We start from the raw sequence: 25,037 nt of genomic DNA, 5'->3' as shown, positions 1-25,037 counted from the left end.
CATCAGTCCCGGCCGGGACTACTGGAACAATATTGGGCGATAAATTCATGGTGCAGAGGCATGCTCTGCACCATTTTTTGCAAAGACTGACGGTACTCAAGCATAAACTTCTTTAAATACTCATCACCCATAGCTCGTGCCACCGGGTGATAATCATCTGGCATCAACCCCTGCCCCAGCATTACTTGAGTCCAGGAGTCGACCCTAAATAACTCACTATCGGTTTGATAAGCTTGAGCATCAGACTTAAACAGCTCCAAGCGATGGGCCAGAGATTCGGGCACCTCCATCTGAGCACACTGACGCCAAAAAGCCGAATCGGCGCGCTGCGTGACTTTGTAGTGCAGCACAATGAAATCACGAATCTTTTCCATTTCATCGGCTGAAACCTGATTAAATTGATTCACCAAGCTCGTATGACAGCCATTAAATGGGAACAACTGCAACAATCGGGTCACGCCAATCATAATCAGATGAATACTCGTCGACTCTAAGGGCTCCAAGAAGCCCGCCGCCAACCCAAGCGCAACACAGTTTTTATTCCACACTTTACGGCGGCGACCGGTACGAAATTTAATCAATCGGGGCTCCGTTAAGCGATCCCCGGAAATGTTAGCCAACAACGCCGCCTGAGCCTGCTCATCAGACATGTAAGCACTGCAGTAGACCAGACCATTTCCCATTCGATGCTGCAAAGGTATTTGCCACTGCCAACCAGAATCCTGGGCAATGGACCTTGTATAAGGCACAGCCGCTTGAGTGCTGCTTGTTTGAACAGCCACCGCCCTATCGCACGGGAGCCAATGACTCCAATCTTCGTAGCCAGTGTGTAGGGTTTGCTCGATCAGTAACCCGCGAAAGCCTGTGCAGTCGATAAATAAATCACCTTCCAGCCGCTCGCCCGAGTCCAACTGCAACGCCACGATGTCGCCGGTCTCGTGATCCTGCTGTACCTGCGAAATTTTACCCTCAACACGGTGCACGCCTTCTTTTTCTGCTATACCCCGTAAAAACTTGGCATAGCGGCTGGCATCCAGGTGATACGCATAATTAATGTCCGATTGTTCCGATGTTGCAAAGCGACCCTCGCGGGCGGCTTGCAACTCTAAACAATAATCGCCAAAATCCTCACCAAAGCCAAGCTCACGTGCACGCAACCAAAAATGATGAAACTCTCCGAGCCAGGTTTCTTTACCAGTTTTACCAAACGAGTGAATATAAGACTTGCCCACATCTTTCCAGTTTTCAAAAGATATTCCGAGCTTGAATGTCGCCTCGGTACATCTCATAAACTCCTGCTCGCTAATTTTCAGTAGCTTATGAAAAGTCTTCATTGTCGGTATGGACGCTTCACCAACACCCACAGTGCCAATATCATCAGATTCGACTAGCGTAATGTCCAGCAACTCACCAAGCTGGCGAGACAATGCTGCAGCAGCGATCCAACCAGCAGTTCCACCACCGGCAATTACGACTTTTCTTACAGGCTTAGAGTGCAAAAGTAATCTCTCTTAATTATGGCAAACATTAACGGTTGAGACGGTTTAATAAGTAGGCACGTAACTTACGAGCTTTCACATCATCCAATGGGCCAAGATCCCCCCAGGCATGCTCCGGCAAGTGTTCCACAGGACTTTCGGAGTCGCCGAAAATGTAATAATCAAACACATCCCTCCAGGCTTGCTTCTCCTCTTTCGGCCTGTCCCGAAGGCTCAAAAGGCTATGCATCAAAACGTTCATGGGCGTGCCCATATATTTAGGTGATGTACTCCACCAATAATTAATTAATACATTTAGTGACTCTAATGCTTCAACTTGGTGCCACCACATACTCGGATAAAACAAGGCATCCCCTGGCTCAAGCTCTGCCACCAGGGCCGTCTCAAGTGCCCTCTTAAACCTGGGATGCTTAGTAAAGTCGGGGTTGGCGAAGTCCACCATACTAATAGCCTGTCCGCCCGGCGTGGGCTCCAAAGGGCCGGGATAAAGGTTGTGAATTTGTGAAGGTGGGAACAGAGTAAACCGGCGTTTACCCACTGCACAACAAGCAATATTATTAGGCGCATCATAATGGGCCGATATTAGTGAGGCATTACCCAGCCAAATACTTGCTAAAGGCGAGTGCTCTGCAAACATTATGTCATCAAACAGTAAGTCATTCTCTTTGCGCAGGCCCGGCAAGCAAGCATCAATCGTCGTTGATCCAACATAGATTCCTGGAGGAGCGGGATCATTTTTATGGGTCAGAATTTCGTCTAGCACAGCATCCAGAGGCAGTCGCTTTGTCGAAAAATTGAGGGCCGCAAGATCGTGCGTATAAGCATACCGACCTTTTTCTGACGCATCCGCCAAATACGTCGCCACGGTTTTCCCGTTATAAAATGACTTTAAATATTCCACCACCCTGCCGGATGAATGCCCGGCCGCTTTAACCAACTCCCAATCACGCACCGCGCCCTTTAACACGACCGGCTGCTGCCCTGCAATAAGCTCAGCAAAAGGGATGGCGTCCCACTCAACACCGTTTAGCGTACGCGCCCTCTTATCTGTAACCGGCTTCATCATTACTTCCTCTATTTGAGCTTATTGCTCAAGCAGTCTACTCCGCTTTAACTCAATGAGTGAATTAATATTTGCCAACGACGCCACGGCAAAGGTTGCGCACTGCAAGAACCCTGATTGGTGCAAGCGCTCTAGCGTCTCGCCCCGTAGCGCCGCCAACTTATCTGTATTAATCGTATAAAAGTTAGAAATCTTATAAACATGTTCTTTGTGAACCTCAATTTCCAAACTCACAGGCTCGAACAACTCTAAACGCTCGAACTCTGCCGACATGACTTTATTGGCTGACAGCCCCTGATGAATTCTCTGTAAAGTACCAACCATTTTTTCAAGGTAAGCGGTATTCCCACCATGCTCTTTAAAAACAGATGAACCATATTTTTCATTTACCCTAGGGTCTTCAATATCCACATGAATAATCGGCTCGCGACGTATTTCGCCATCTGCCTCCCGTTCTTGAAAACCAATAAGAAATGGCCCTCTAGACTGAACGCTCGGCACATAGCTAGCGCGCCAATCCGGCTCATGTAAAAATAAATTCTCGTTTTTTTCCAGCCCCAGCAAAGCAATAGGCTGATACACACCAGCATCAGCGCTCTTTTTAAACAAAATTGGGTAATTCCGCTGAATATCCGAAAACTCGGTAGGAAAAGTAAGGACGCTATTGACATCATCTCCGTATTTTTCCGAGTAATCTTCGATGATTCTAAGGTCCTTGTGTTCAATATTATTCAGCACTACATGCTTCGTCATAAGCGCTCCAGTCAAACTTATTATAATAATTGATTAATGCTTTCCTTTATTGAACCACACAGAGCGCGGCAACAAAAGAGGCGAAAATAAAAAAGCCGCTGAAAAATCAGCGGCTTTAGAGTACTGCAAAAAACTAGCTTTAGAAGGTGTAACGACCACCCAGAGCGTAGCGAGCACCCATATCCTCCAAGTACCACAACTGGGCTTCAGAGCGGCCGTGATGTCGAGTATTTTCTTCCGTGATATTGATGCCCTCTAAGAACACGGTAAAGTTATCCGAAATGTCATAGCTTACATTCATATCAACTTGGCTGTAGGCTTCGACGTAAGTCGGGTTATTGCCGTTACCACGGTTGGTTTCATTCAAGAATTCGTCACGCCAGTTATAGGCCAAGCGAGCGGAAACACCGTAATTCTCATACATCAGAATCAAGTTGGCGGAGTCACTCAGACCTGTCAATGCAAACTGCGATTCACTGGGGTCAGCCAGATCATCAAAGCCTACATCACCGCGTACGATGGTGTAGTTTGCCTGCACACCAAAGCCAGTCTCACCAAAGAAGTGCTGAATAGCAAGCTCAGAACCATACAACTTTGCTTCACGGTTGTTGGTTGGTGTTGCCGTTAGAAACTCCATTTCTGGATCGCCATCAGCGGGAATAATCCCCTCATAAGGCGTCAAACCGGCTACATAATCAACGACTTGACCTTGATATTCAGGGGTTACCTGGTTGCCATCACGCTCAATGTCCGAAGGAGTACCAAACTCACCGGGATGCTCTAGCACACCCATCATCACGAACAAGTTGGTATCGTTCAATGCCATACCTTCGGCTTCCAACGCGTCCGCTGCAGCACGAATCCGCGGGCCATTGGTCTGATCCTTAATGCCAAAGTGAGTCGTCAATACCTGCTCTTGCCCAATAAAGTTAGCTACCCGCTTCTCAAAGAACGCAACAGACGCATAGCTTGCATCGTTGTAATACCACTCAAACGACACGTCAAAGTTATCCGACTCAAGTGGTAACAACCCTGGATTAGAGGCTTGTGCAGTTGGCTGGGTACCTAAATAAGTAGAACCAACGGTAGCAAAGTTACTGGCGGACACCGCCAATGACCCGTAGCCGGCGCGCGCAATCGTTTTGCTGTACGAGAAACGACTCACAACGTCATCAGTTAGGTCGATACTGAAGTCCAGGCTAGGCAACAAGTTGTCGTAACTCGCCTCTACGGAGTAAGGCTGCGCCTCTACACCATCAGTCTCAGTCAAGAAATCATTGTTATCGTTCCAGGTCAGCCATAATGGCGCGGCTACCAGTGACGACGAATCGACATCTGTAGTTTCATAACGAACACCAGCGGTTAACTTGGTGGTCATATCACCCAAAGCACCATCAAAGGATGCTTGTAAGAACACAGCCTGAGTGTCTTCTTTAAGGTCGTTATTGGTGGTAAATGGCTGAGCCACTTCAAATGGATAGTTATACGTGTCGGTCGCCCAAGTCATCAAGGCAACGGGGTCGGTTGCTCGCACCGCATATGCCTGATGGTTTGACATGTCGTAATCTTCAAACTTACTACGCATATCAAATTCACGCAGCAGACCATCATCGATTTGGCCCGCATCATTCACCCCCCAGTTACCCAACACTAGCTGATTGTTAGATTGCTTACTGGTGGTTTCCATGGAGCGAGACTCAACACCAAAATCAAAGCGTCCATTATCAAACTCTAAGGTACCTTCTAACTTAACCTGAGAAATATCAGTTACCTGGTCAGCGTACCAGATACGTCCCATTTGGGTACCAAAGTCGTTCAGATCCCACATACCATTGTTATTGGTATTAGAATCATTGATGGTGGTTGCCACTGTTGGCAAATCGGCACCAAAATAAGCCCGCTGAGACGCGTGAATAGGTGCAGCCACACTCACATCAAGCGAGCCCGTTCCGCCCGGAGCAGTGGGCAGACTCTCCATAGATGAGTCGTGAGCATCTAAACGTACCGAGAAGTTATCAGTTACGTTCCACTCAACATTAAAGCCAAGCGACTCTAACGTATTGGTTTGATCTCGATACTGCTGCTCGTAGCCGTTGTCTTTGTTAGTGAGAACTTCAGAATAGATTAGAGGTGTTGCCACGCCTGAATCGTCGAATTCTAAATAATCCACACTCTGGCCATTTGCAAACCAAAAGGTTTGTTCGCCGCGGTGCTCTTGAATATGGTTCTCGGCAAATGTGTAGTCAGCCGTCATGGTAATGTCATCTACCGGACGGAACTGCAGAGTCAGCTGAGCATTGGTACGCTCACGGTGGCTTTCCGAGTAGCTTAATCGAATGTCGTTCGGGCGGGCGTAAAGCTGACCCTGATCTGGTGCATTAACCAGCTCGTAGTCATCAGCAAACGAGTACAAGCTACCTTCAGGACCATCCCAGGTCGCGATATTCCAGTCGTTAAGACCCGCACCGGCAAAGCTAAAATCACGCTCTTGGTAACTGGCTGACAAGGACACGCCAAACATTTCGTTGTCGTCCGTCCAGCTCACCAAACCGGAGAGTTCCGGGGTGATGTCATCTTGAGAGTCGCTAACAGTAGTGTCGTGCAGCGCTTTGGCACCAACACTAAGGGAGAGACCAGGATTGTCGAGTGGACGCGTAGTCTGAATATTGACCGTACCACCGATACCACCAGTAGACACATTAGCCTTACCGGTTTTATAAACTTGAATACCCCGTACCGCCTCGGAAGCAAGGTTTGCAAAGTCGAACGAACGAGAGCCAAAGTTACGGGTACCACCAGAGCCACTACCGCCACCATAGGCGCTGGCCGCTGGCATGTGACGCCCATTCAAAGTAACCAGGTTATTCTCACCGCCAAAGCCGCGGATAGTTACGTTGGAGCCCTCGCCGTTACGACGGTCGATCGACACACCCGTGATACGTTGCAGCGATTCTGCAAGGTTACTGTCAGGGAATTTACCAATATCTTCTGCAGAGATCGCATCGACAACGCCCGATGAATCTCGCTTGATATCCATTGAGCGCTCGAGCGATGCGCGGATACCAGTAACAACCACTTCTTCCAGCATTTGATCGTCTTGCGCGAAAGTCAGGCCACTAGCGCCTGACAACGCACAAGACGCGACCGCGGTCGCGATCAACTTTCGCTTAAAGCTTACTTTGTTATACATGGGTCTCTCCTTTTATTATCATTCGGAATCAATTTCCGGTACAGCGCGTGCCTTCTTTCCCAATCGTTTTAGCAACCGATTCGGCAGAAGAGCTAGCGGGTATTAACCGCCAATTTCAAGGCGTTGGGCTTCGCCTAGTGCATGCCAGCGTAGACACACATAGTCACACCGACACCGTTTTAGTCTTATTGACTTTAAGTATCTGCTAAATTTACGTTAATAAATGTGATGTTTCAACGACTTTTTTCATACAGCGAAAAAGTTCCGCACTCATAACGAAATAGCGCTTAGCAACCTAGAGAACACAGCAGGGTCTTTCTAAGCATAGTCCTTTACCTCAGAGTCAATGGCACCTAGTGGACAATATGTTGTAGAGAAGTCCCGCGACGCTTAATCGCAAAATTTGAATCGCAAAATTTATTATCAATCGCCAGCAGGCATTACAGAAATTTACGGTAACCAATTTAAGGATTCAACTGCTATTTTATTAAGCCAAAAATGTATACGGTTACAACCCCGCTGTTAACATTAACGTGAAAGTAACGCATTTTTCTAATTGATGGCCCACCTTTTGTCGGCCATAAATAAAATCAAAACCATTGGTAAATTCAGGCGTCGCCCTGAGACCAACATAAAAAACTCTAATTAATTGTTTTTTATAGCTATTTTATTAACCAAGCCCTTCGATTAAAAACCAACGTTATAGTCCACCAAGACAAAATGATCACGCTATCATCCTCATAAAGCCCTTATGATTGCGCGGAATAAGAGAAAACTAAAAAAAACAGGTAAATTTTATGTTATCGCTACCAGAGCCTCGATACACCGCACCTTTAACATGTATATATATACAACTCTCGCCGCTTAGCCGCCTGCCAGCTGGGCTATCGCATGACCAACAAGAGACAGCGCTGTCACAAAACGCTAATGTAACCGATTACAGCTCATAATATTAAACGAAAAAATAAGTTTATTTTGCTGCCATGCGGTGTAAAAACAACGAAATTTGGTATGGGGGCGTCAGCAAATACCCAGATAACCAAGCGTTTATGGCAGGAGAAATTGCATCGTACGCAAATAAGGAATTGCGATTATGGACTTTAAAGCTGCAACGGCCCCGAGAGGGGGCAGTAACTGACACAACTTAATTGCATGACAACAAAGTGGGCTTTAGCCGCGGCTAACTGACTCAACGACACTCATCAGGAACCGCTAATGGAGATCATCCCGAGGGGCTTTGTCATCGCACTTTTTACAGCGTAACGGGCACCCCAGCATGGCCGCACGCCCCATCTCGGTAGTCACCCAGTGGCGCACCACCCAAGGCGGATTGTGACGCACATGCTGATAGTGCCCACACCCTAGCTCGGCAACCCAATGACTCTCTGTGTCGAGGTGATAACCCACTATTGGCTGCTGCACACATGCGCCTCTACTAAAAAAACATACCTGTTTCGAGCTGGGCCTCTTCACTCATCATCGAGCGGTCCCACGCGGGGTCAAACACTAACTCAACATCATGACTCTTAACGTTAGGCACTTCATCAAGTCGACGCTTTACATCGTTGACCAACACATCGCCCATCCCACAACCCGGCGCCGTTAATGTCATTACCACATCCACCCGCTGGGCGGCTTGCTCGATATTCATTTTATACACCAGCCCCAGGCTGACAATATTGACCGGAATTTCGGGGTCGTACACCATGCCAAGCGCCTCCCACACTTGATCCTCATCGATCAAGCCATCGGCTCTGGCCTCAAACTCCAGTGCATTGGTGCTAAGCCCAATAGCATCGGCATCTTTGCCATCTATACGAATCAAGTTACCGTGATACAACAACGTATAACTCGCCCCTAACGCCTGGGTTATAACCGCTTCAGCACCTTTTGGCACCATTAAATCATCCCCCGCCGGCACAACTTTAACGGGGCACTCACGTTCAAACACCACCTCACGGCCCTGCACGCTGGATGATTTTTTTGCATTCGGGGCACGCATCACCAACTGACTGCGGCTTCCAACCTCATTAAGGTCAATATCTAACCCCTCTAAATAGGGCAAACTTGGCTTATCTAAGCGCAAGATGAGGTCGCCTTTTTCTATCGTAACGTCGGTAGCCACCTCTTCACCAGGGCGGCAATAAGCCAAACAGGTTTCGGCTCGTGGTGTTCCCGGTTGGTTAACAAAAACGCGTACAGCCTCGACCCCTCGCCCGTGCAGCAGGTCAATCAAGTAGTCGCGGGCGGCGTCGGAGATTTGTAGCTTGGGCGGCATAGAGCGTCCTAATAATCGAAGAGTCAGCAAAACGTCATTATACCACTGCAGGCAAAGACAAAAAATACCCGACTAAAATAGTCAACTATAGCAAGCTAGAGCGTGGCACGCCTGCAATAGGCGCTTTAAGCGATTGACTTTATACACTGTTGCGGTAATCTCAAGCTCATATTCCCTGTTTAGCGGCAGCCTTTGTGAGCAGTATTTTGCAGTTTCTTATGTGGAGGCTTACACCTCTCTTCCCCCTTTAAAGAGTGCTGCTCTAGCACTCGGCACGCTAGCGTCGGCTTTTTGTCAGCGTCTATGCAGGCAAAAGCCACTCTTATTATCCCGAAGCTAAAACAACCCGCCTTTTAAAGCTGCGCTTTAAGGGCTTTCTATACTTCCCTATTCCAAACATCAGGAGGCACCGTCATGGGCGTCAAACCTAAAATTATACTTACTCGAAAAATCTACAACAGCTTATCCGCACTGGTTGATTCGGTGCCAGAAGACGACATCACCGAGCAACTTTTGGATGAGCTGGAACGCGCAAAGATCGTTTCACCACAGAAGCTACCCGCCAATGTCGTTACCATGCACTCTACGGTGACCTTTACGGTGCAATCCACGCAAAAAACATTTACCTATCAACTCGTCTACCCTTCAGAGCTCGACGATAGTGAGCACAAATTATCAATTTTAACGCCTGTGGGAAGCGCGCTAATTGGCATGCAAGAAGGGGCTGAGATTGACTGGCCGCTATCAACCAGCAAAAAAACCATCGTGCAAGTCAATAAAGTGGCCCCGCCAGCCACGCTCTAGCGCCCACGTTGTGTGCTACATTTTATCGACGCACCTAATTCTCGGTAGGAGACCAACATGAAACTCGAATCTTTAGCACTACACTGTGGGTATAGCTCAGACCCCACAACCAAAGCCGCGACAACCCCTATTTATCAGACTACGTCTTTTACTTTTGATGACACCCAACACGGTGCCGACTTATTCGATTTAAAAGTAGAAGGCAACATCTACTCCCGCATTATGAACCCCACCAATGCGGTGCTGGAGGCTCGGGTAGCGGCCATGGAAGGTGGCATTGGCGCCCTTGCCCTAGCTTCCGGCATGGCGGCCATCACCTACGCGATTCAGTGCATTGCCGGCACCGGGGACAACATCGTCAGCACGAGTCAACTCTATGGCGGCACTTACAATTTATTTGCCCATAGCTTTCCCCGCCAGGGCATTGAAGTACGCATGGCCTCATTTGACGACTATGACAAACTCGAGAGCTTAATAGACCGCAACACAAAAGCTGTGTTTTGTGAGTCCATTGGCAACCCGGCGGGTAATATCGTAGACATTGAAAAGCTCGCCAACATCGCTCATAAGCACGGCGTGGCCTTAATCGTCGATAACACAGTGGCCACACCCTTCTTATGTAAACCTTTTGCGTATGGTGCTGACATTGTTGTGCACTCACTCACCAAATACATTGGCGGACACGGTACTACTGTGGGTGGCATTATCGTTGATTCCGGAAAGTTTGACTGGGTCGCCAATAAAACACGCTACCCTATGCTCAATGAGCCGGACCCTTCATACCACAATGTTATTTATACCGAAGCGCTGGGAGAGGCGGCCTTTATTGGTCGCTGCCGGGTTGTACCACTGCGTAATACTGGTTCAGCCCTCGCGGCTCACAGTGCATTTTTAATTATGCAGGGGCTGGAAACTTTGGGCATCCGCATGGAGCGTCATTGCGAAAACGCACTGGCTGTTGCCAAACACCTACAGGCGCACCCCAAAGTAACCTGGGTTAACTACGCCGCCCTACCCGACAGCTCGCACCAAGCGATGTGCAAAAAAATTACTGCAGGGCACGCCTCGGGAATTTTAAGTTTTGGCATTAAAGGCGGCAAAAAGTCAGGTGAAACCTTTATCGACGCGCTGCAAATGATTTTGCGTTTGGTCAACATTGGGGATGCCAAATCACTCGCCTGTCATCCAGCCAGCACTACGCACCGCCAGCTCAATGAAGATGAATTAAAATCAGCGGGTGTTTCTGAGGATCTCGTGCGCTTGTCGGTAGGGATTGAACATATCGACGATATCTTAGCGGATATTGATCAGGCACTGGATAACGTTAGCTAAGCACGTACTGGTGGTAACGGCCACTTATACATCCCCTAAAAGTCTCTGATCAGGGCAACCGTCAGAGACTTTTACAACCGCCTTCGCAACCTAAAACGATACGTTCTTAATGGCTCCGTCTAGCGTCATCCCCCACCTCAGGGCGCAAGCACAACCAAAGCAAAACACTCAACATAACAGCAATTAGCAGCAGCTTTGCCCAAACGAGCATTCCAGAAAAACAAATTAACAGTGCGCTGATACTCATCATCGTCGCCGCAGCATATTTTGCCCGCCGGGGAACGGCGCGGTGCTGCTGCCATTGATTTATAGACGGGCCAAACTTGGGGTGTGTTAACAGCCAACGATTAAGTGCCGGCCAGCCATGGCCTGAAGCCCAGGCCCCGAGCAACAAAAAAACAGTGGTGGGCAAACCTGGCACCAATGCCCCTATCAGCCCCAACCCCACAAACAATAAAGCGAGCGCGCGCCACGCCATACGAGTTAGCACCCAACAACCCATTGGTAGGGGGCGGGACCATCAACAATAGCGCTACCTAATAGGCCGTGCAACCGGACTGCGATCAAAAGGTTAATCGGTATCACCTTACGCATTGAGTAAGAATTTACCAAAATTATACCCGAGCTCATTGCTGCAGATCCATCTTACCTATCAAAGATACCGCCCACCTGTACATCAGGCAAACCACCATAAGCCCCGGTTTAACGATCTATTATTAGCTCAAACTACCGACTGTAGTTGCTTTTGACCTCTAAAATTTCATTTTTTATCGACAAAAATAATGGCGCCAATGTCGGATCAAAATGACGCCCTGCCTGATCTTCAATCAGTGTAAAAGCTTCTTCAGCCGTCCAAGCCTCTTTATAGGGGCGTCTGGAGGTCAAAGCATCAAACACATCCGCGATAGCGACGATGCGCGCCTCTAATGAAATCTCCTCGGCCTTGAGCCCGCGCGGATAACCGCTACCATCCCACTTTTCATGGTGCTCCATAGCCAGTACCTTAGCCAGTTGAATCAGGGGAGACTCAGAACCCTCCAGTATCTTTGCGCCTATTGTTGTATGCTCGCGCATAGTGGCAAACTCTTCTGCAGTTAACTTACCGGGCTTAAGCAAAATCGCGTCGGGAATACCGATTTTCCCAATATCGTGCATAGGTGCGGCTTGACGCACTAACTCGGCGTGATCTTCACTTACACCATAAGCCAGCGCTAAGCGCTTACTGTACAAACTCATACGGATAATATGCTCGCCAGTATCCGTGTCTTTGTATTCGGCCGCCGCACCTAACCGTTGTACCAAATCAATATGCGCTTTTTTTAGCTGCTTCGCCTGCACCAACGACAGGTGAGTTCGCACCCGGGCCCTCACCAGCGCCGGGGTTATAGGCTTGGTTATATAATCAACCGCGCCGAGTGAAAAGCCATTGTATTCATCATCGTCTTCGTTCAGTGCCGTAACAAATATAATCGGTATGTGTTGCGTGCTAACGTCGGCTTTGAGTGCCTGACATACGTCAAACCCGCTCATCTCAGGCATCATTACGTCTAACAGAATCAAGTTTGGTGGGTTCTGTTTAACCGCTTCGAGCGCTGCCGCACCAGATTTAGCAAACGCTAACCGATACTCACCCGACAGAACTGTCTGCATAACTTTTAGGTTCGTCGGTTCGTCATCTACCACTAATATTCTAGGCGTATTCATCATGACTTTTCGGGGTCCATATCGGCTATCATTGTCGAAACTCGCTTGACCAGCTGAGTGAGAATAGCGCTCGCCTGATCGAACTCAAAGTCATCAAAAGCACTCATCAACCTATCGATGTCAGCTCGCAGAGTCAGGTTCGCACCCGCTCTTAAGGATTCTAACAACGCTACATCTGTTTCAAACGTCGAGGCTAACGTATTCAGTCGTTGCAAAATGGTTACCGTTTCATCCAGCGTTAGCACAGCTGCCGTCGCACTCCCCGTTGATACATCGTCTCCATTCTCCGTCAATTCAAGCAACTCGTGAATGGAATTGACATTATCAGCAAGACACCTGCAGAAAGCTTCGTATTCAGCCTCCGAGCTCGCCTGCTCCATCAGTCGCAACAACCGTGCAAGTTGCGCCAAACCCAAATTACCCGCCACTCCTTTTAAGGTATGGAGCAGCTTGGCATTCTGGTCGCTTTGATAGACACCCGGTTCTTCCAGTGCTTTAAAGGAAGTTCGGTTCTTTTCTAAAAAGGTATTAATCTCCCGGCACTGACGATCCCTGCTGCCCCACAGCAGCTCGCCATGCTCAAAATCTATACAGGCGCCCCCCCCGAGATTTTCCTCTGGCAAGATCTGTCTATCGGACAAGCCAAGGGCGCACCCGATCTCGCTGTAAAGCTGATCGACATTAATCGGTTTATTGGCAAATCCGTCCATCCCGGCGTTATAGGCCGTGGCTCGATCCTGCTGAAGAACACTTGCCGTTAACGCAATAATGGGCGTTTTAGGCAAACTGTTTTCCCGCTCATGTTGACGAATTTTCTCAGTGGCACAAATCCCATCACAGATGGGCATATGCACATCCATCAGCACAATATCAAACTGACCGTTGCGATAGCGTTGAAACGCCTCCTCCCCATTACTCGCCGAGATAACGCGATGCCCCTGACGGGACAACATTAAGAATAAAAGCTCAATATTGGTATCAATATCATCGGCCACCAAAATATTCAGCGGTGGCAGCTCAACATTCGCTCGTCGGGTATCACGTTGTAATTCCGCTTCGTCACCCACCTGTAATGGCAAACTAAAATAAAAGTGGCTGCCTTTGTTGGGCTCGCTGGTTACACCAATGCGCCCGCCCATTAATTCGACCAGTTGCTTACTGATCGTCGTACCTAAACCCGTACCACCAAAGCGGCGGGTTGTGGTGCTATCGGCCTGCTCAAAAGCCTGAAAAATCGATTCGGCTCTATCGGCCTCTATACCAATTCCCGTGTCAATCACTTCAAACAGTATGTCGTTGTTAGCCGCCGGAGTAACACGGGCCGTTACAAATCCGGTATCGGTAAATTTAACGGCGTTGCCCAAGAGGTTGGTTAACACTTGCCGAATCCGGTTTGGGTCTCCCACATACACATGGGCCAGATCATCGTCCAACTCCAAATTAAGGTCTATGCCTTTTTGTTTTGCCAGTAGCCAGAACGTCGAAATCACGCCATCAAGCAAAGCCGACAGAGAAAAGTGCTCAAGCTCAATATCCACTTTACCTTTCTCTAGTTTGGCTGAGTCGAGAATATCGTTAAGCAAATGCATCAACGATCGTGCCGACGAGTGAATCGTACTGAGGTGTTTGCGCTGATCATCAGGTAGCTCAGACTCCAACATCACCTCGCTAAAGCCGATAATCGAATTCATCGGCGTGCGAATCTCGTGGCTCATATTGGCCAAAAATGCCTGTTTTGATTGAGCCGCCTGTTCGGCTTGTTGTTTTGCCGCTTTCAGTTGGTTTTCATAGGCGTGACGTTCGGTAATATCCATTAGCACACCGTCAATCCAAAGCGGCTTGTCATCCCCGTCCAGGTGATGACTGGCTTGCTCCCACACCCAGCGAACCTCACCGGTGCGATGCCGAATACGGTACTCGATCGAATAACTCGCTCGACGTGATATCGCCTGCTGCAGTGAGCGTTCAATCTCGGGTAAATCGTCCGAGAGAACTAAGTCAGCTAAGGTTATCTCTCGCTTCAGAAATTGGCTCAGATTGTAGCCTGTAAGGTCTTGAATACTGGGGCTTGCAAATATCACCGGCCACTGTTGTGTCGCCTCACAGCGAAATGCCACCCCAGGAATATTGTTCACCAGCGAGCGATACTGCCGCTCTTTCTCTAGCAGCTCTTGTTGCAATTTGTGCTGTTCGGTTAAATCCGTTAAAAATGCCACATACATACGCTGGCGTAATGACAGGCGCACCTCACCCACGCCTAAGCGAATAGGCACACTGTGCCCATCCTTATGGCGCGTTTGCACAAATTTATTTCGCCCCACAAAGCCCGACAAATCTACCGCCACAGCACCTATCGGGCACACGGATAGAGGCTCTTGATGATCATCGGTTAAGCGCAATGCGCTCTGCCCTATAAGTTCCTCTTCACGATAGCCAAGAATCGCTTCGGCGGCTCCGTTGGCACTAAGAATATCGCCGGCTTCACCAATAGTAACAATGCCATCCACCGCGGTAGACAAGATCGCACTGAGGCGCGACTCTTGCTCGGTTTTTTCGGCAAGCAACAGCTGAAAACGCAGCAAGCCGTTGATGACAGCGACCGCCAAGGTTAGGCCTATTGTGATACAGGCAACACTAATGGCGATAAACGACAAATCAGATTGCACCAGTGCATTGCGTGGCGCCGCGGCACTGGTATCGATAAAACGAGTCGCCACCATACCCATATAGTGCATGCCCGACACCCCACACCCGAGCACCACGGCCCCAATCAACCGGCTCTGGACACTGCTCAACCCGGGCATAACCCGGTGCAAATAGAATCGTGAAAGCAAACCAATAAACGATAGCGTGACCGCCACCACGATCGACAAGGCAAACATTAAGGGGTCGTATCGCAACAAAGGAGCCAGCTCCATGGCCGCCATGCCACTGTAATGCATAGTGCCAATACCCGCACCCAACAATACCGAGGCGATCAGAAGGTTCTTAAAAGAGCCGTCGCGACTTAACAGAAAAATGGCGTACAAACACGAAACAAATGCGGGGATAAAAGAAAGCAGTGTAACAAGCGGATCGTACTCAATCTGCCGGCACAACGAAAACGCCAGCATACCAATAAAATGCATGCTCCAAATACCGCCGGCCATAATAAGCGCGGCCATGCCACGGGCAATGTGGCGGTATTTATTGATCGGCGTTAACCGGGCCAGATCCAACAGATGCAACGTAAAATAGCCGGCGAATACAGCCGTAAAAACCGAAAGCGCCACCAGCTTGTAGTTATAAACCCCACTTAATAACAAGCTCGGGTCATGATGAGTAAAGAAAAAGTCCGAAAGCATTGACGCCCCCCAATAATCACAAAACAGCGGAGCACCCGCCAAAACACCACAACCTAGGATGATTTACGCGCCACCAGTATATATCTTATACAAAATATCAGACACTTAAAAGCATGCAAAAGGCACCCGCCGGTACCGCGAATGTGGGGTGACCACATACTATCGACCGGCTGGCGAGCAACTAGAGTATTGAATCGTTAAGATCCGGCAAGGGGGCGTCAAGGTGTATCACGAGACTCTTGCAGTGATACAAAGCCAGCAAAGGCAATATTTAACGTAATAAACTGGATTCGATCAGTGGCAGCACGGAACACTAAACACGTCTATTAAGCGCGAGAATGACTCACATCGGTCACTGCAATACGCTGTTCAAGAGGGTACACCGGTGGCCCAAACTGACTGTAAACCGCCACATCGGCGGCATCGCGACCGTAGCCCACGGTGATGTAACCGCCATTCAGCACTTGCTGAGTGGCATCAAAGGTATACCAGCGCCCTCCAACATAAGCCTCAAACCAGGCGTGTAAATCCATAGGCTCAAGGTTGTGCAAATAGCCCACCACCAAACGCGCCGGAATACTCAAACTGCGACATAACGCGATCCCTAAGTGGGCTAAGTCGCGGCACACACCAACCTGTCTGAGGTTGACATCGACCGCCGACATCGGAGTATTGCTGCTGCCCGGCTCGTAACGGATTCGCTCGCGTAGCCACGTCTGTATCGCCGCCACCTGATCGTAGCCCAAGTTGCAGCCGGCGGTAATTTCGGTGGCCATTTGGCAAAACAATTCCGACTCGCAATAGCGGCTGGGCAACAAGTAACCCAGCACCGCGTCTGGCAGGTACTGCACCTCAATAAACTCCGCCCCAGGGGCTTGATCGACAGAGTCGGCAGTTTTTACCTCCGCCACGGTATTCACAGAGAATCGCCCAGGCGGCGCCACCAGGCGCTGGCACAAGTTGCCGTATAAATCGGTAAACTCGTAAACCGGCACACTGGGCGCGATATTGTACTCCTCACGCGCTATCCACTGTTGCGCACCACTGCGCGGGCGCAACATTAAAATAAAAGGCGTGGGCACCGAGATATCAAAACTTAGTTCACAACTGGCGCGCAACCACATGAGAGAGACCTATTGACCTGTTGAAAAACAGTGAGAATGGTAAAACCGATACACACCAGCATACCGCTTTTCACAGTGGTATGTTAGAGGCGTGCAACGCGATCGCGCTGGCAACACTCATCCGCGCCAGCCACACGCACTTTTTATCGGCTACAATGATGGGCAAATACGGCGCAAATCAGCGCGAGCAACCCGCCACTGACACGGAAACTGGCAATTTGCCTGGGCGTGTCACAACGCAAAACTCGGTAACGGCCGTAAAAGACTTTGTAAGGACACAACATGCACCCTATTCGCGTTATTGTAAACGGCAAAAAAGCTGGACTAGAAGCGTTTCGCACAGCGATATATAGCGCGCGAAGAAAAACCGCCGTGGAGCTCCGCGTCACTTGGGAGCACGGCGATGTAGCGCGTCTCGTCCGCGAAGCCTGCGCCGACGGAGTCCGACGCCTAGTGATTGCCGGCGGTGACGGCACCGTGAATGAAATGGTCAACGCCCAGATGTTACTGCCCCCCGAGCAGCGCCTCCCCTTTGCCATTATCCCCATGGGTACCGCCAACGATTTTGCGACGGCCGCTAAAGTCCCGGGCGATTACGCCCACGCACTCACCCTCGCGCAAACCGGCGAGCCAACCGATATTGATGTGATTCAGGCTAACCAGGGGTACTTTATCAACGTAGCCAGCGGCGGCTTTGGCGCACAGGTAACGGCATCGACCCCGACCGCACTTAAAAACTGTTTGGGCGGTGGCGCATATACACTGTCCGGCTTGGTTCAGGCTCTGCGTTTTACACCTCACAAAGGCCGTATAAAATACGCCGATAACGAATGGCATGATGAGATTATCGTCAGTGCGGTATGTAACGGCTCGCAAGCCGGCGGCGGACAAGTGCTGGCAGAGCACGCCAAAATCGACGACGGACTGCTCAATACAGTGGCAATTCGTCGCTTTCCGGCCGAGGCATTTACGCAAGTTCTTAAAGAGCTTCAGCAGCCTGCCAGCGATAACGAATACGTCAAAGCTTTCAGCTGCGAATGGATCGAGTGGCAGTCGCAAATGCCGATGCCTATTAATTTGGATGGCGAGCCGATCAAAAGCAACAATATCCGCTTTAGCGTTTGCCCAGCCGCAATTCCGGTAATACTACCGGCTAACTGCCCGCTGCTTAAACGTTAAAGAGCTCTGCTGTTTAGCTTGCTGTACCCTCGATTAGCCGGGCACATTTCAATACGCCCAGCATTACGTGCGGGATTTCCGGCTGCGCTATGACAACGCCTTCCCCCTTCTTTCTTTTATACATACACCCCAAAGACTCAGGCTGCTGCAATAAATTACTCATAGAGGCTATCGGCTAAGGGGCTCTGGTGCCGCACACGGCTTAAAAACCATTCACCTCTAACCAGTAAATAAACGATTCGAACCATTTATTACTGGTGCGATCAGGGTTACCCAGGCCAAAACCGTGTCCACCATTTTGATACAAATGAAACTCAACGGGTATCCCCGCCTCATGCCAGGCGCTGACCAAACCAAACTGACCGTGAAATAAAAAGTCATCGCTGGCAATCGCGGCAAACATGGGTGGCGCATCTGCCGGTACATCGACGGCGTTAAGCCCACCATAAATAGGGCCGATAAAGGCTAAGTCGACTTTGTCGGACTCTAGCGTGGTGGCCATGGTTAAGCCGGCTCCGGCCGAAAACCCAATCATACCAATGCGCGCCGGATCTACCTGCCACTCATCAGCACGCTTTAATATCATGGCGTACGCCGCTTCTACGTCTGCAATTTGATCAGAGAGATCCCAGCGTGGTCGCCCGGAGCCACCTTCATCGTCGGTGATGTTTTCCGCCTGCGCAAACCGCTGGTTCATTTGTGTTTCAAAGGCCTCCAGAGTTGGCGCTGTGGGCTGCAGGCGATACTTTAAAACAAAGGCATTAATGCCCTCGGCGGCTAATGCCTCGGCCACTTCCCAACCCTCATTACCCATCGACAACCACATAAAGCCGCCACCGGGTGCAACAATGACTGACACACCATTGGCTTTTTCCGGGTCCGCCAGTACGGGGGTCAAAGTCGCCTTAGAGATATTGCGCGCCATAGGATCGCCCCACTGACGAAACCAGGATTCTTCGGCCTCCTGCCCATCTACACCCCCGGTATTCAGGGCTATTGCTGTGGGCTCGTCCGGCGCAGCGATGGGATACATCTTGCCGTCTTGCGCCAGTGCTAACGCACTAACGCCCAGTAAACTAAACGCTATCAGCTGACAAAACGCTTTGACATGCATGCTCTTCATAATGATCACCTAATTCTATTATTGGCTATTGGGTTCAGGTGGGAATGGGGCTACCCAAAACATTATAGTCCTTATGACTATAATGCGTCTAGCGCGCGGCACCCTCTGGTAGCCGTCTTTAAGCAGCCCCGGTAGAAACCGGTAGGCCTAATGCGGTATGGTAGCCGCCCTGACACGACGGCCACCCCAATGAATACCGGCAAGCAAGCGTAACTCCCCGGCGATTTACCCCTTGCGTGGCGGCGAAGACTAAACTTAGGAACAAACATGAAACTAATCATCAAAATACTGCGTGAAGGCCTTGGTAGTATCATCGCTTTTATTAGCTGGCTCACTCGCCCGGCCAAAGTAAAACGCAGCCCAGAAGCGCAGGCCAAGGTAGAAAACGAGCTTAAAAATATGTCGCTATATCAGTTTTTTGCCTGCCCCTTTTGTATTAAAACCCGTCGTGCGCTGCACCGCCTAAACCTACCTATTCAATTGCGAGACGCGCAACAGGGCAAGCCCTACCGCAATGAATTAGCGCAAGGTGGCGGCCGGGTTAAAGTGCCCTGCTTGCGGATTGATGAGAACGGCACAACCACCTGGATGTACGAGTCTTCGGATATTATTGCGTATTTAGAAAAGCGTTTTGGTGCGGAGCCGGCGTTAGGGTAAAGGCGCCATAAACCAACCACCTATTTCGGCGGCCGGCCCCTAGCAGGCTTTTGAAAAAACCTTACGTGCTCAGATTTTCAGGCTGAGTCATAATCTAGGCGCCATTGTGAAGGTGTGTGTCCACCCATCGAAAAGTGCTAACGCCGAGTACGGGCCAGCCTGAACGCCCCGTAGGGCGAGGGGTTTTACAACAACCTGCTAGGCAAAGATCACTTTATTCCGCCCGTGGGCTTTGGCCTGATACAGGGCTTTATCGGCTTTATCAATCAGATCCGTATCTTTTGCAAAACTTGCCGAGCTCGAGATACCAATGCTGCAGGTTAAACTCAATCCGTCGCAGCCCGGGAAGTGGGTATTAGCCAAAGTAATACGGATTCGCTCGGCCAGCTGGATGGCGTTTTGCCTATCCGCGCCTGGCATTAACACGCAAAACTCTTCGCCGCCTAACCGGCTCACAACATCTAACGTACGTACGTGACCCCTTAACAAGCCAGCCACTTTAACCAAGCATTCATCACCGACCTTGTGACCAAACTGATCGTTTATTTTTTTAAAGTAATCCAAGTCTATTAGTAGCAAGCAAAAGTTATCTTTGTACCTAGAACTTCGTTCGGTTTCTTGCGCGAGCCGCTCTTCAAAATAACGTCGGTTCATCAACCCGGTTAACGGGTCGGTATAGGCCATCGCGCGCAATTGGGCATTGCTCTTTTGCAGCTCATGTTGTGCCAGCTCAAGCGCCTCGGTTCTGGCAGATACCACCTCACCCAAATTGTTTTTTAAGCGGATATTCTCTTGGTTAATAAGCTGGAGCGTATAAGCCATAGCAAACGCAAGCAGCAAAGCATCGAGCGCGGTGCCCATCAAACCAAACAGGTAAAGATTAAAAGCCGGCGGTGGTAAAAGCCCAAGGTTAACTAAGTTGGACATTAAATTTGGCAACAACAACATCAAATACGCCAACAAAAAATAACACGCCGGTTTATAGCCTGCCCGCAAGCGGATTACACCGGCGGTTATCGCCAACACCATCATCAGGCCGGTAAATACACTGGCAAACAACACTCCCGCCCCTGGTACTTTGATTGCCACCGGAATCAAAAGCGCACTCACAGTACCATTGTATATAGCGAGCTTATAAAGCTTGGGGAGATAGTGCTTTAAGCTTAAGAAATCACTAAAAAACAGCGCGCTGGTCAGCGGTAGCAGCAAAAACCCAACCCAATGCAAACCGGGCCACTGCCAGCCCAACAGCTCTTTAGGTACTTGTAGCACTTGCGCCCAACCAAACACCCAAGAGATGGCGAACAGAGCATAATAAAGGTGCATGGGCCGGCGGCTGGCAAAATAGATAATTAAGTTGTAAATACTAAGCGCTATCCCCGCCCCTAAGCACAACCATTGTACCGCCAACTCCTGGCGCGATAGCGACTCAAAACGCGCCTGGGAGTTGACCCATAGACGCATGGGGGCATAAATATAATCGCTCTGTACAATAATACTGACGTGTCGTACCTCCCCTTGGGGCCAATGCAGATAAAAGCCGTAGCTAAAAGGGTACGCGTTGGGGAAGAGCTCGCCCTGGCGCAGCAACACAGGCGCGGGGGCACCGCTAAGAGGCTTTTGGCCAAACTGTAACAACACCCGCTCGACGATACTGCCGCCCGGTTCGAGCACTATGGTATCGCTAGCCAGATCGTTAATAGCCGTAAACTCAATTTTATAAGCACCGCCGAAATAGCCGGGGGCAGCGGGAGGGCTGGGCGAGTATGAGGCAGGGTTATCCAGGTTAGCATTAGCGCTGTACCGCATAGGTTGCGAGGGAAACACACTGTACACATCCTGACCTTGCAAGGCACTTAATGGCACAGGCTGGGCGCCGAGCAAACCACTAAACAAGCTAAGGGCCAGCAATAACAGCCCCTTGGCAAACCATCTATCAAAAGCGACGCGGTGCATTAGGTTGCAAATCCTATAGCGACAACAAAATCCATTAGCCCCACGATGCCCAGAGGCTGTATTGATTATGGTGCAACTTTAGGTGCCACACAAGCCGATCTACAGATTGGTTGACACCCCGCTTATAGGCTTGCCCGAACAAGAAATTCCGGTAAAGGAAACACCACGCTCTCATCCCCCGCTTGCCATGGCTGGTATTTGATCATCGCTTGCACAAAAGTCGGGTGCTTTAGCCAGTCTTGTAGCCACCGCTGCACCTGCGGATACGGTAGGCGGTAAAACATCTCGCGATCGACATGAGCAAACTGACGCACAAACGGCATAATGCCGATATCGGCGACACTCACGGTTTCGCCCAGCAAGAAACGACTTTTGTTTAGCCGACCTTCTAGTTCCTGCAAAAAACCTTCCCCACGCTGGCGGTACTCGGACTGTGTCATGCCCGGGTGGCGTTCGAAGTACTTATAACGGTCCAGCCAGTACTTAAACTCGGTATCGTTTTGCTCGATCAGACTGTTGACCTCGGGCAAGGCCCCCTCTGGCAGTAGCCCCTGTGGGTCACTTTGCTCAAGCGCCCACAGCATAATATCCCGGCTCTCTTCAATCACCGCACCATTGGTTAATTGTAAGACCGGCACAGTGCCCTTGGGGCTAATATCCAGCATCTCGCGCGGTTTGTTTTTTAACACCACCTCGCGCAGCTCCACCTGTAGTCCGGCAAATAGCAACCCAAGGCGGGCGCGCATAGCATAGGGGCAGCGGCGAAACGAGTATAAAATCGGTAACGTGGCGGTCATGACGGTGCTTGCTTATTTGAAACGTTGGGGCGCTAGGGTCGTAGATGGCGCGGAGGGTGTCAAGGCGCCGGCCACCACTGCCCTGCAACCTGCCCCGCCAACAACGGAACTCACCAGTCACAGGTGAATCTGAGAGCACAACACTGACTTCATGTTACAGTGCTCTGCAATACACAGATCAGCCATACACGGCCCAAAGCGGCACGACCAGGCAACAGGACACTCTATGCACAATATTCAAATCGACATCGTCTCCGATATTGCTTGCCCCTGGTGCGCGATCGGCTATGCGCGCCTGACACAGGCCATGGAGCAACTGGCACCGGAATACAATTTTAGCGTGCAATGGCGCGCATTTGAGCTAGACCCGGATCACAGCGGCGAGGGTGAGCCCATTTTACCGGCACTGGTGCGTAAGTACGGCAGCACCGAGGCCGAAATGCGTGCCAACCAAGATCAAATGATACAGATTGCCAACGCGCTGGGCGTCAACTTCGACAAGCTCCAGGAACGGTTTACCTGTAATACGTTTGATGCCCACCGGCTGGTAAAATGGGCCGGAGAACAGGGCCTGCAAACCCAAATGAAGCTAGCACTGTTCGACGCTTACTTTGGTAGAGCCGACGACGTATCCAATCACGATGTATTAATTCAGTGCGCCGCCACCGTGGGCTTAGAAGCAACCCAAGCCCGGGCCGTATTAAACTCAGACGAATACGCCCAAACCGTGCGCGACGACGAGGCCACTTATCAGCAAGCCGGCGTTAGCGCTGTACCGGCGTTCATCGTCAACAACAAGTACCTGATATCCGGCGCACAGGAAGCCGATACACTGGTACAAGCGTTTCAGGATATTGCAGCAGAGGCCGAGTGAGCAATCAAACCCAGGACACAACCACATCAATTACCGCTGAGCAGCGAGCAATATTAGCGCGGCTGGATAAATTCAGCCGGCTTACTGACAGCAGCATACCCATCCCCCTGACCAATTTTAGGATCGGTACCGAAGCGATTATTGGCATATTACCCATCGTCGGCGATGCCGCCGGCCTGCTGCTCTCAAGCTATGTATTGTTTGAGGCGCACCGCGCCGGCGCCAGCCGTTGGGTAAAACTGCGCATACTGGCCAATATGGGCATCGATTTTCTCGGTGGGCTGATCCCCCTGGTGGGCGACGTGTTTGACGCATTTTTTAAAGCCAATACCCGCAATACCCGGCTGCTTAGAGAGCACCTAGAGAAAAAACTATAAACCCCCGTTGTTAACCACATTGACGCGCATCATCCAGCTTACCCCTGCGCTTGCCGGACACTGCACACCCACACAGATAAACCGATAACCGCGCCGCCCAACGCTAGCCGCAGCAAATCCGTCCCCTGCCCCCAAAAAATAACATTAACCAGTAGCCCTACCGGAATCAGCAGGTTGTTCATGGTGGCTAATTGCCCCGTATTCACGCGCTTACTCGCCATCGCCCAACTTAAATAACCTACTCCCGACGCTCCGAGCCCCAGCCAAATCAGTACCGCCCATTCGACGCTGGTATCTGGCACCTGGTGCCAATTCGTAAACAAAACACAGCCGATGCCCGACACCAGCGCCGCGCCTAAAAAGAAACAGGCAAAGGTGTTTAACTGCTGCTGCGGTTTATCAATCGGCAACCTTTTATACGCCACCTGCCCTAAAGCAAAACAAAGGTTGGCAGCCTGAATCAATAAAAAACCGGTGAGCACATCACCACTAATGCCCTGATAACGAATAATCCCAGCCCCCACAACCGCTAACGCCGATCCCAACCACCAGCGCAACGGTAAGTGCCGTTTACCCAAAAGCACTTCATCTATTAAGGTGATCCAAAGCGGGGTAAAAATAGTAAAAAGCAGCACCTCGGGTACGCTTAAGTAAGCAAACGCATGATAGAGAAATTGGTAAGTCATCCCCACCTGAACAGCGCCCACCGCAATTAACGCCACCATCACCCGGCCAGGCACCTGCTTCGGCCTAAAAAATGGCAACAGTACCGCCAATGCCAGCGATACTCGAATCAAAACCGCCAAATAACTATCCACCTCACCGCTTAAATAAACACCAATCAGCGAGAAGCTAAACGCCCAGATGATGGTTACCAAACACAACACCAACAACGGCGATAAACGAAAGACAGTCAACATACCCAACAGCCTGTGGAAAAATGCGCATCTTACCATGGCTAATTTTTAACCGGGTGCGAACCA

Annotated in this window: 20 protein-coding genes; 6 read left to right on the top strand and 14 right to left on the bottom strand. The window is 50.1% G+C overall.

Annotated features, from left to right (window positions below; genetic code table 11):
• Positions 1–2: 2 nt before the first annotated feature.
• The 6 genes from SD69_RS09445 to sufT all read right to left on the bottom strand — a co-directional run bounded on the left by SD69_RS09445 (position 3) and on the right by sufT (position 8,507).
• Entirely contained in the window at positions 3–1,499 is a 1,497-nt protein-coding gene (locus tag SD69_RS09445) for a tryptophan halogenase family protein (RefSeq protein WP_041523020.1), read from the bottom strand.
• A 28-nt stretch (positions 1,500–1,527) separates the two neighbouring features.
• Complete coding sequence (locus SD69_RS09440; RefSeq protein WP_041523019.1) at positions 1,528–2,565, bottom strand: cupin-like domain-containing protein; 1,038 nt, start codon at positions 2,563–2,565, stop codon at positions 1,528–1,530.
• Between the two features lie 18 nt (positions 2,566–2,583).
• A complete protein-coding gene (locus tag SD69_RS09435) occupies positions 2,584–3,315 on the bottom strand; it encodes a SapC family protein (RefSeq protein WP_041523018.1) in 732 nt (243 codons plus the stop codon).
• Positions 3,316–3,454: 139 nt separating this feature from the next.
• Positions 3,455–6,505, bottom strand: coding sequence for a TonB-dependent receptor (locus tag SD69_RS09430; RefSeq protein WP_041523017.1), 3,051 nt, complete (start codon positions 6,503–6,505; stop codon positions 3,455–3,457).
• Between the two features lie 1,212 nt (positions 6,506–7,717).
• Entirely contained in the window at positions 7,718–7,927 is a 210-nt protein-coding gene (locus tag SD69_RS18450) for a DUF3565 domain-containing protein (RefSeq protein ID WP_084591534.1), read from the bottom strand.
• A gap of 13 nt (positions 7,928–7,940) precedes the next feature.
• A complete protein-coding gene (gene sufT, locus SD69_RS09425; RefSeq protein WP_052481368.1) occupies positions 7,941–8,507 on the bottom strand; it encodes a putative Fe-S cluster assembly protein SufT in 567 nt (188 codons plus the stop codon).
• A gap of 690 nt (positions 8,508–9,197) precedes the next feature.
• Between sufT and rnk the strand changes: the two genes are divergently transcribed.
• The gene (rnk, locus tag SD69_RS09420) at positions 9,198–9,587 is read left to right on the top strand and encodes a nucleoside diphosphate kinase regulator (protein ID WP_041523016.1); all 390 of its coding nucleotides are present in this window, start codon (positions 9,198–9,200) and stop codon (positions 9,585–9,587) included.
• 57 nt (positions 9,588–9,644) lie between these two features.
• Positions 9,645–10,919, top strand: coding sequence for an O-acetylhomoserine aminocarboxypropyltransferase/cysteine synthase family protein (locus tag SD69_RS09415; RefSeq protein ID WP_041523015.1), 1,275 nt, complete (start codon positions 9,645–9,647; stop codon positions 10,917–10,919).
• Positions 10,920–11,025: 106 nt separating this feature from the next.
• Here SD69_RS09415 and SD69_RS09410 read toward each other — a convergent pair whose 3' ends face one another.
• The 4 genes from SD69_RS09410 to SD69_RS09395 all read right to left on the bottom strand — a co-directional run bounded on the left by SD69_RS09410 (position 11,026) and on the right by SD69_RS09395 (position 17,091).
• Positions 11,026–11,397, bottom strand: a complete 372-nt coding sequence (locus SD69_RS09410) for a YbaN family protein (RefSeq protein WP_041523014.1) — start codon at positions 11,395–11,397, stop codon at positions 11,026–11,028.
• 248 nt (positions 11,398–11,645) lie between these two features.
• A complete protein-coding gene (locus SD69_RS09405; RefSeq protein WP_269745033.1) occupies positions 11,646–12,623 on the bottom strand; it encodes a response regulator in 978 nt (325 codons plus the stop codon).
• Complete coding sequence (locus SD69_RS09400; protein WP_041523012.1) at positions 12,623–15,967, bottom strand: MHYT domain-containing protein; 3,345 nt, start codon at positions 15,965–15,967, stop codon at positions 12,623–12,625. Before SD69_RS09400 ends, SD69_RS09405 begins: the two co-directional genes overlap by 1 nt.
• A gap of 326 nt (positions 15,968–16,293) precedes the next feature.
• Entirely contained in the window at positions 16,294–17,091 is a 798-nt protein-coding gene (locus SD69_RS09395) for a transglutaminase-like domain-containing protein (protein WP_041523011.1), read from the bottom strand.
• 282 nt (positions 17,092–17,373) lie between these two features.
• On the opposite strand from SD69_RS09395, the gene yegS reads away from it, so the two are divergent.
• Positions 17,374–18,270 carry a lipid kinase YegS gene (gene yegS, locus SD69_RS09390; protein WP_041523010.1) on the top strand — a complete coding sequence of 299 codons (897 nt, stop codon included), beginning with the start codon at positions 17,374–17,376 and terminating at the stop codon, positions 18,268–18,270.
• 202 nt (positions 18,271–18,472) lie between these two features.
• On the opposite strand, the gene SD69_RS09385 is transcribed toward yegS, so the two are convergent.
• Positions 18,473–19,393, bottom strand: a complete 921-nt coding sequence (locus SD69_RS09385) for an alpha/beta hydrolase (protein ID WP_041523009.1) — start codon at positions 19,391–19,393, stop codon at positions 18,473–18,475.
• Between the two features lie 267 nt (positions 19,394–19,660).
• Here SD69_RS09385 and SD69_RS09380 point away from each other — a divergent pair, with 267 nt between their 5' ends.
• A complete protein-coding gene (locus tag SD69_RS09380) occupies positions 19,661–20,050 on the top strand; it encodes a glutathione S-transferase N-terminal domain-containing protein (RefSeq protein ID WP_041523008.1) in 390 nt (129 codons plus the stop codon).
• A gap of 198 nt (positions 20,051–20,248) precedes the next feature.
• Here the strand turns inward: SD69_RS09380 and SD69_RS18100 are convergent, their stop codons facing one another.
• Positions 20,249–22,006 carry a sensor domain-containing diguanylate cyclase gene (locus SD69_RS18100; protein WP_052481034.1) on the bottom strand — a complete coding sequence of 586 codons (1,758 nt, stop codon included), beginning with the start codon at positions 22,004–22,006 and terminating at the stop codon, positions 20,249–20,251.
• Between the two features lie 122 nt (positions 22,007–22,128).
• A complete protein-coding gene (locus SD69_RS09370) occupies positions 22,129–22,803 on the bottom strand; it encodes a glutathione S-transferase (RefSeq protein WP_041523007.1) in 675 nt (224 codons plus the stop codon).
• Between the two features lie 226 nt (positions 22,804–23,029).
• Here SD69_RS09370 and SD69_RS09365 point away from each other — a divergent pair, with 226 nt between their 5' ends.
• Together SD69_RS09365 and SD69_RS09360 are read left to right on the top strand one after the other, a co-directional pair.
• The gene (locus SD69_RS09365; RefSeq protein WP_041523006.1) at positions 23,030–23,677 is read left to right on the top strand and encodes a DsbA family oxidoreductase; all 648 of its coding nucleotides are present in this window, start codon (positions 23,030–23,032) and stop codon (positions 23,675–23,677) included.
• Positions 23,674–24,054, top strand: a complete 381-nt coding sequence (locus SD69_RS09360; protein WP_052481033.1) for a DUF4112 domain-containing protein — start codon at positions 23,674–23,676, stop codon at positions 24,052–24,054. The genes SD69_RS09365 and SD69_RS09360 overlap by 4 nt, the downstream gene beginning before the upstream one ends.
• A gap of 38 nt (positions 24,055–24,092) precedes the next feature.
• Here SD69_RS09360 and SD69_RS09355 read toward each other — a convergent pair whose 3' ends face one another.
• A complete protein-coding gene (locus SD69_RS09355) occupies positions 24,093–24,974 on the bottom strand; it encodes an EamA family transporter (RefSeq protein ID WP_198144083.1) in 882 nt (293 codons plus the stop codon).
• Positions 24,975–25,037 lie beyond the last annotated feature (63 nt).

This window comes from Gilvimarinus agarilyticus (assembly GCF_000832015.1).
Taxonomy (GTDB): domain Bacteria; phylum Pseudomonadota; class Gammaproteobacteria; order Pseudomonadales; family Cellvibrionaceae; genus Gilvimarinus; species Gilvimarinus agarilyticus.
The sequence above is the reverse complement of the archived record's forward strand: the minus strand, read 5'-3'. Positions and strand labels throughout refer to the sequence as shown.

Excerpts from the sequence above, each read along its gene's own strand:
- SD69_RS18100 (WP_052481034.1), bottom strand. The coding sequence starts at position 22,006 with ATGCACCGCGTCGCTTTTGATAGATGGTTTGCCAAGGGGCTGTTATTG.
- SD69_RS09365 (WP_041523006.1), top strand. The coding sequence starts at position 23,030 with ATGCACAATATTCAAATCGACATCGTCTCCGATATTGCTTGCCCCTGG.
- SD69_RS09355 (WP_198144083.1), bottom strand. The coding sequence starts at position 24,974 with ATGTTGACTGTCTTTCGTTTATCGCCGTTGTTGGTGTTGTGTTTGGTA.
- SD69_RS09395 (WP_041523011.1), bottom strand. The coding sequence starts at position 17,091 with ATGTGGTTGCGCGCCAGTTGTGAACTAAGTTTTGATATCTCGGTGCCC.
- SD69_RS09370 (WP_041523007.1), bottom strand. The coding sequence starts at position 22,803 with ATGACCGCCACGTTACCGATTTTATACTCGTTTCGCCGCTGCCCCTAT.
- SD69_RS09435 (WP_041523018.1), bottom strand. The coding sequence starts at position 3,315 with ATGACGAAGCATGTAGTGCTGAATAATATTGAACACAAGGACCTTAGA.
- rnk (WP_041523016.1), top strand. The coding sequence starts at position 9,198 with ATGGGCGTCAAACCTAAAATTATACTTACTCGAAAAATCTACAACAGC.
- SD69_RS09415 (WP_041523015.1), top strand. The coding sequence starts at position 9,645 with ATGAAACTCGAATCTTTAGCACTACACTGTGGGTATAGCTCAGACCCC.
- SD69_RS09440 (WP_041523019.1), bottom strand. The coding sequence starts at position 2,565 with ATGATGAAGCCGGTTACAGATAAGAGGGCGCGTACGCTAAACGGTGTT.
- SD69_RS09430 (WP_041523017.1), bottom strand. The coding sequence starts at position 6,505 with ATGTATAACAAAGTAAGCTTTAAGCGAAAGTTGATCGCGACCGCGGTC.
- SD69_RS09380 (WP_041523008.1), top strand. The coding sequence starts at position 19,661 with ATGAAACTAATCATCAAAATACTGCGTGAAGGCCTTGGTAGTATCATC.
- SD69_RS09405 (WP_269745033.1), bottom strand. The coding sequence starts at position 12,623 with ATGAATACGCCTAGAATATTAGTGGTAGATGACGAACCGACGAACCTA.
- SD69_RS09410 (WP_041523014.1), bottom strand. The coding sequence starts at position 11,397 with ATGGCGTGGCGCGCGCTCGCTTTATTGTTTGTGGGGTTGGGGCTGATA.
- yegS (WP_041523010.1), top strand. The coding sequence starts at position 17,374 with ATGCACCCTATTCGCGTTATTGTAAACGGCAAAAAAGCTGGACTAGAA.
- sufT (WP_052481368.1), bottom strand. The coding sequence starts at position 8,507 with ATGCGTGCCCCGAATGCAAAAAAATCATCCAGCGTGCAGGGCCGTGAG.
- SD69_RS09400 (WP_041523012.1), bottom strand. The coding sequence starts at position 15,967 with ATGCTTTCGGACTTTTTCTTTACTCATCATGACCCGAGCTTGTTATTA.
- SD69_RS09385 (WP_041523009.1), bottom strand. The coding sequence starts at position 19,393 with ATGAAGAGCATGCATGTCAAAGCGTTTTGTCAGCTGATAGCGTTTAGT.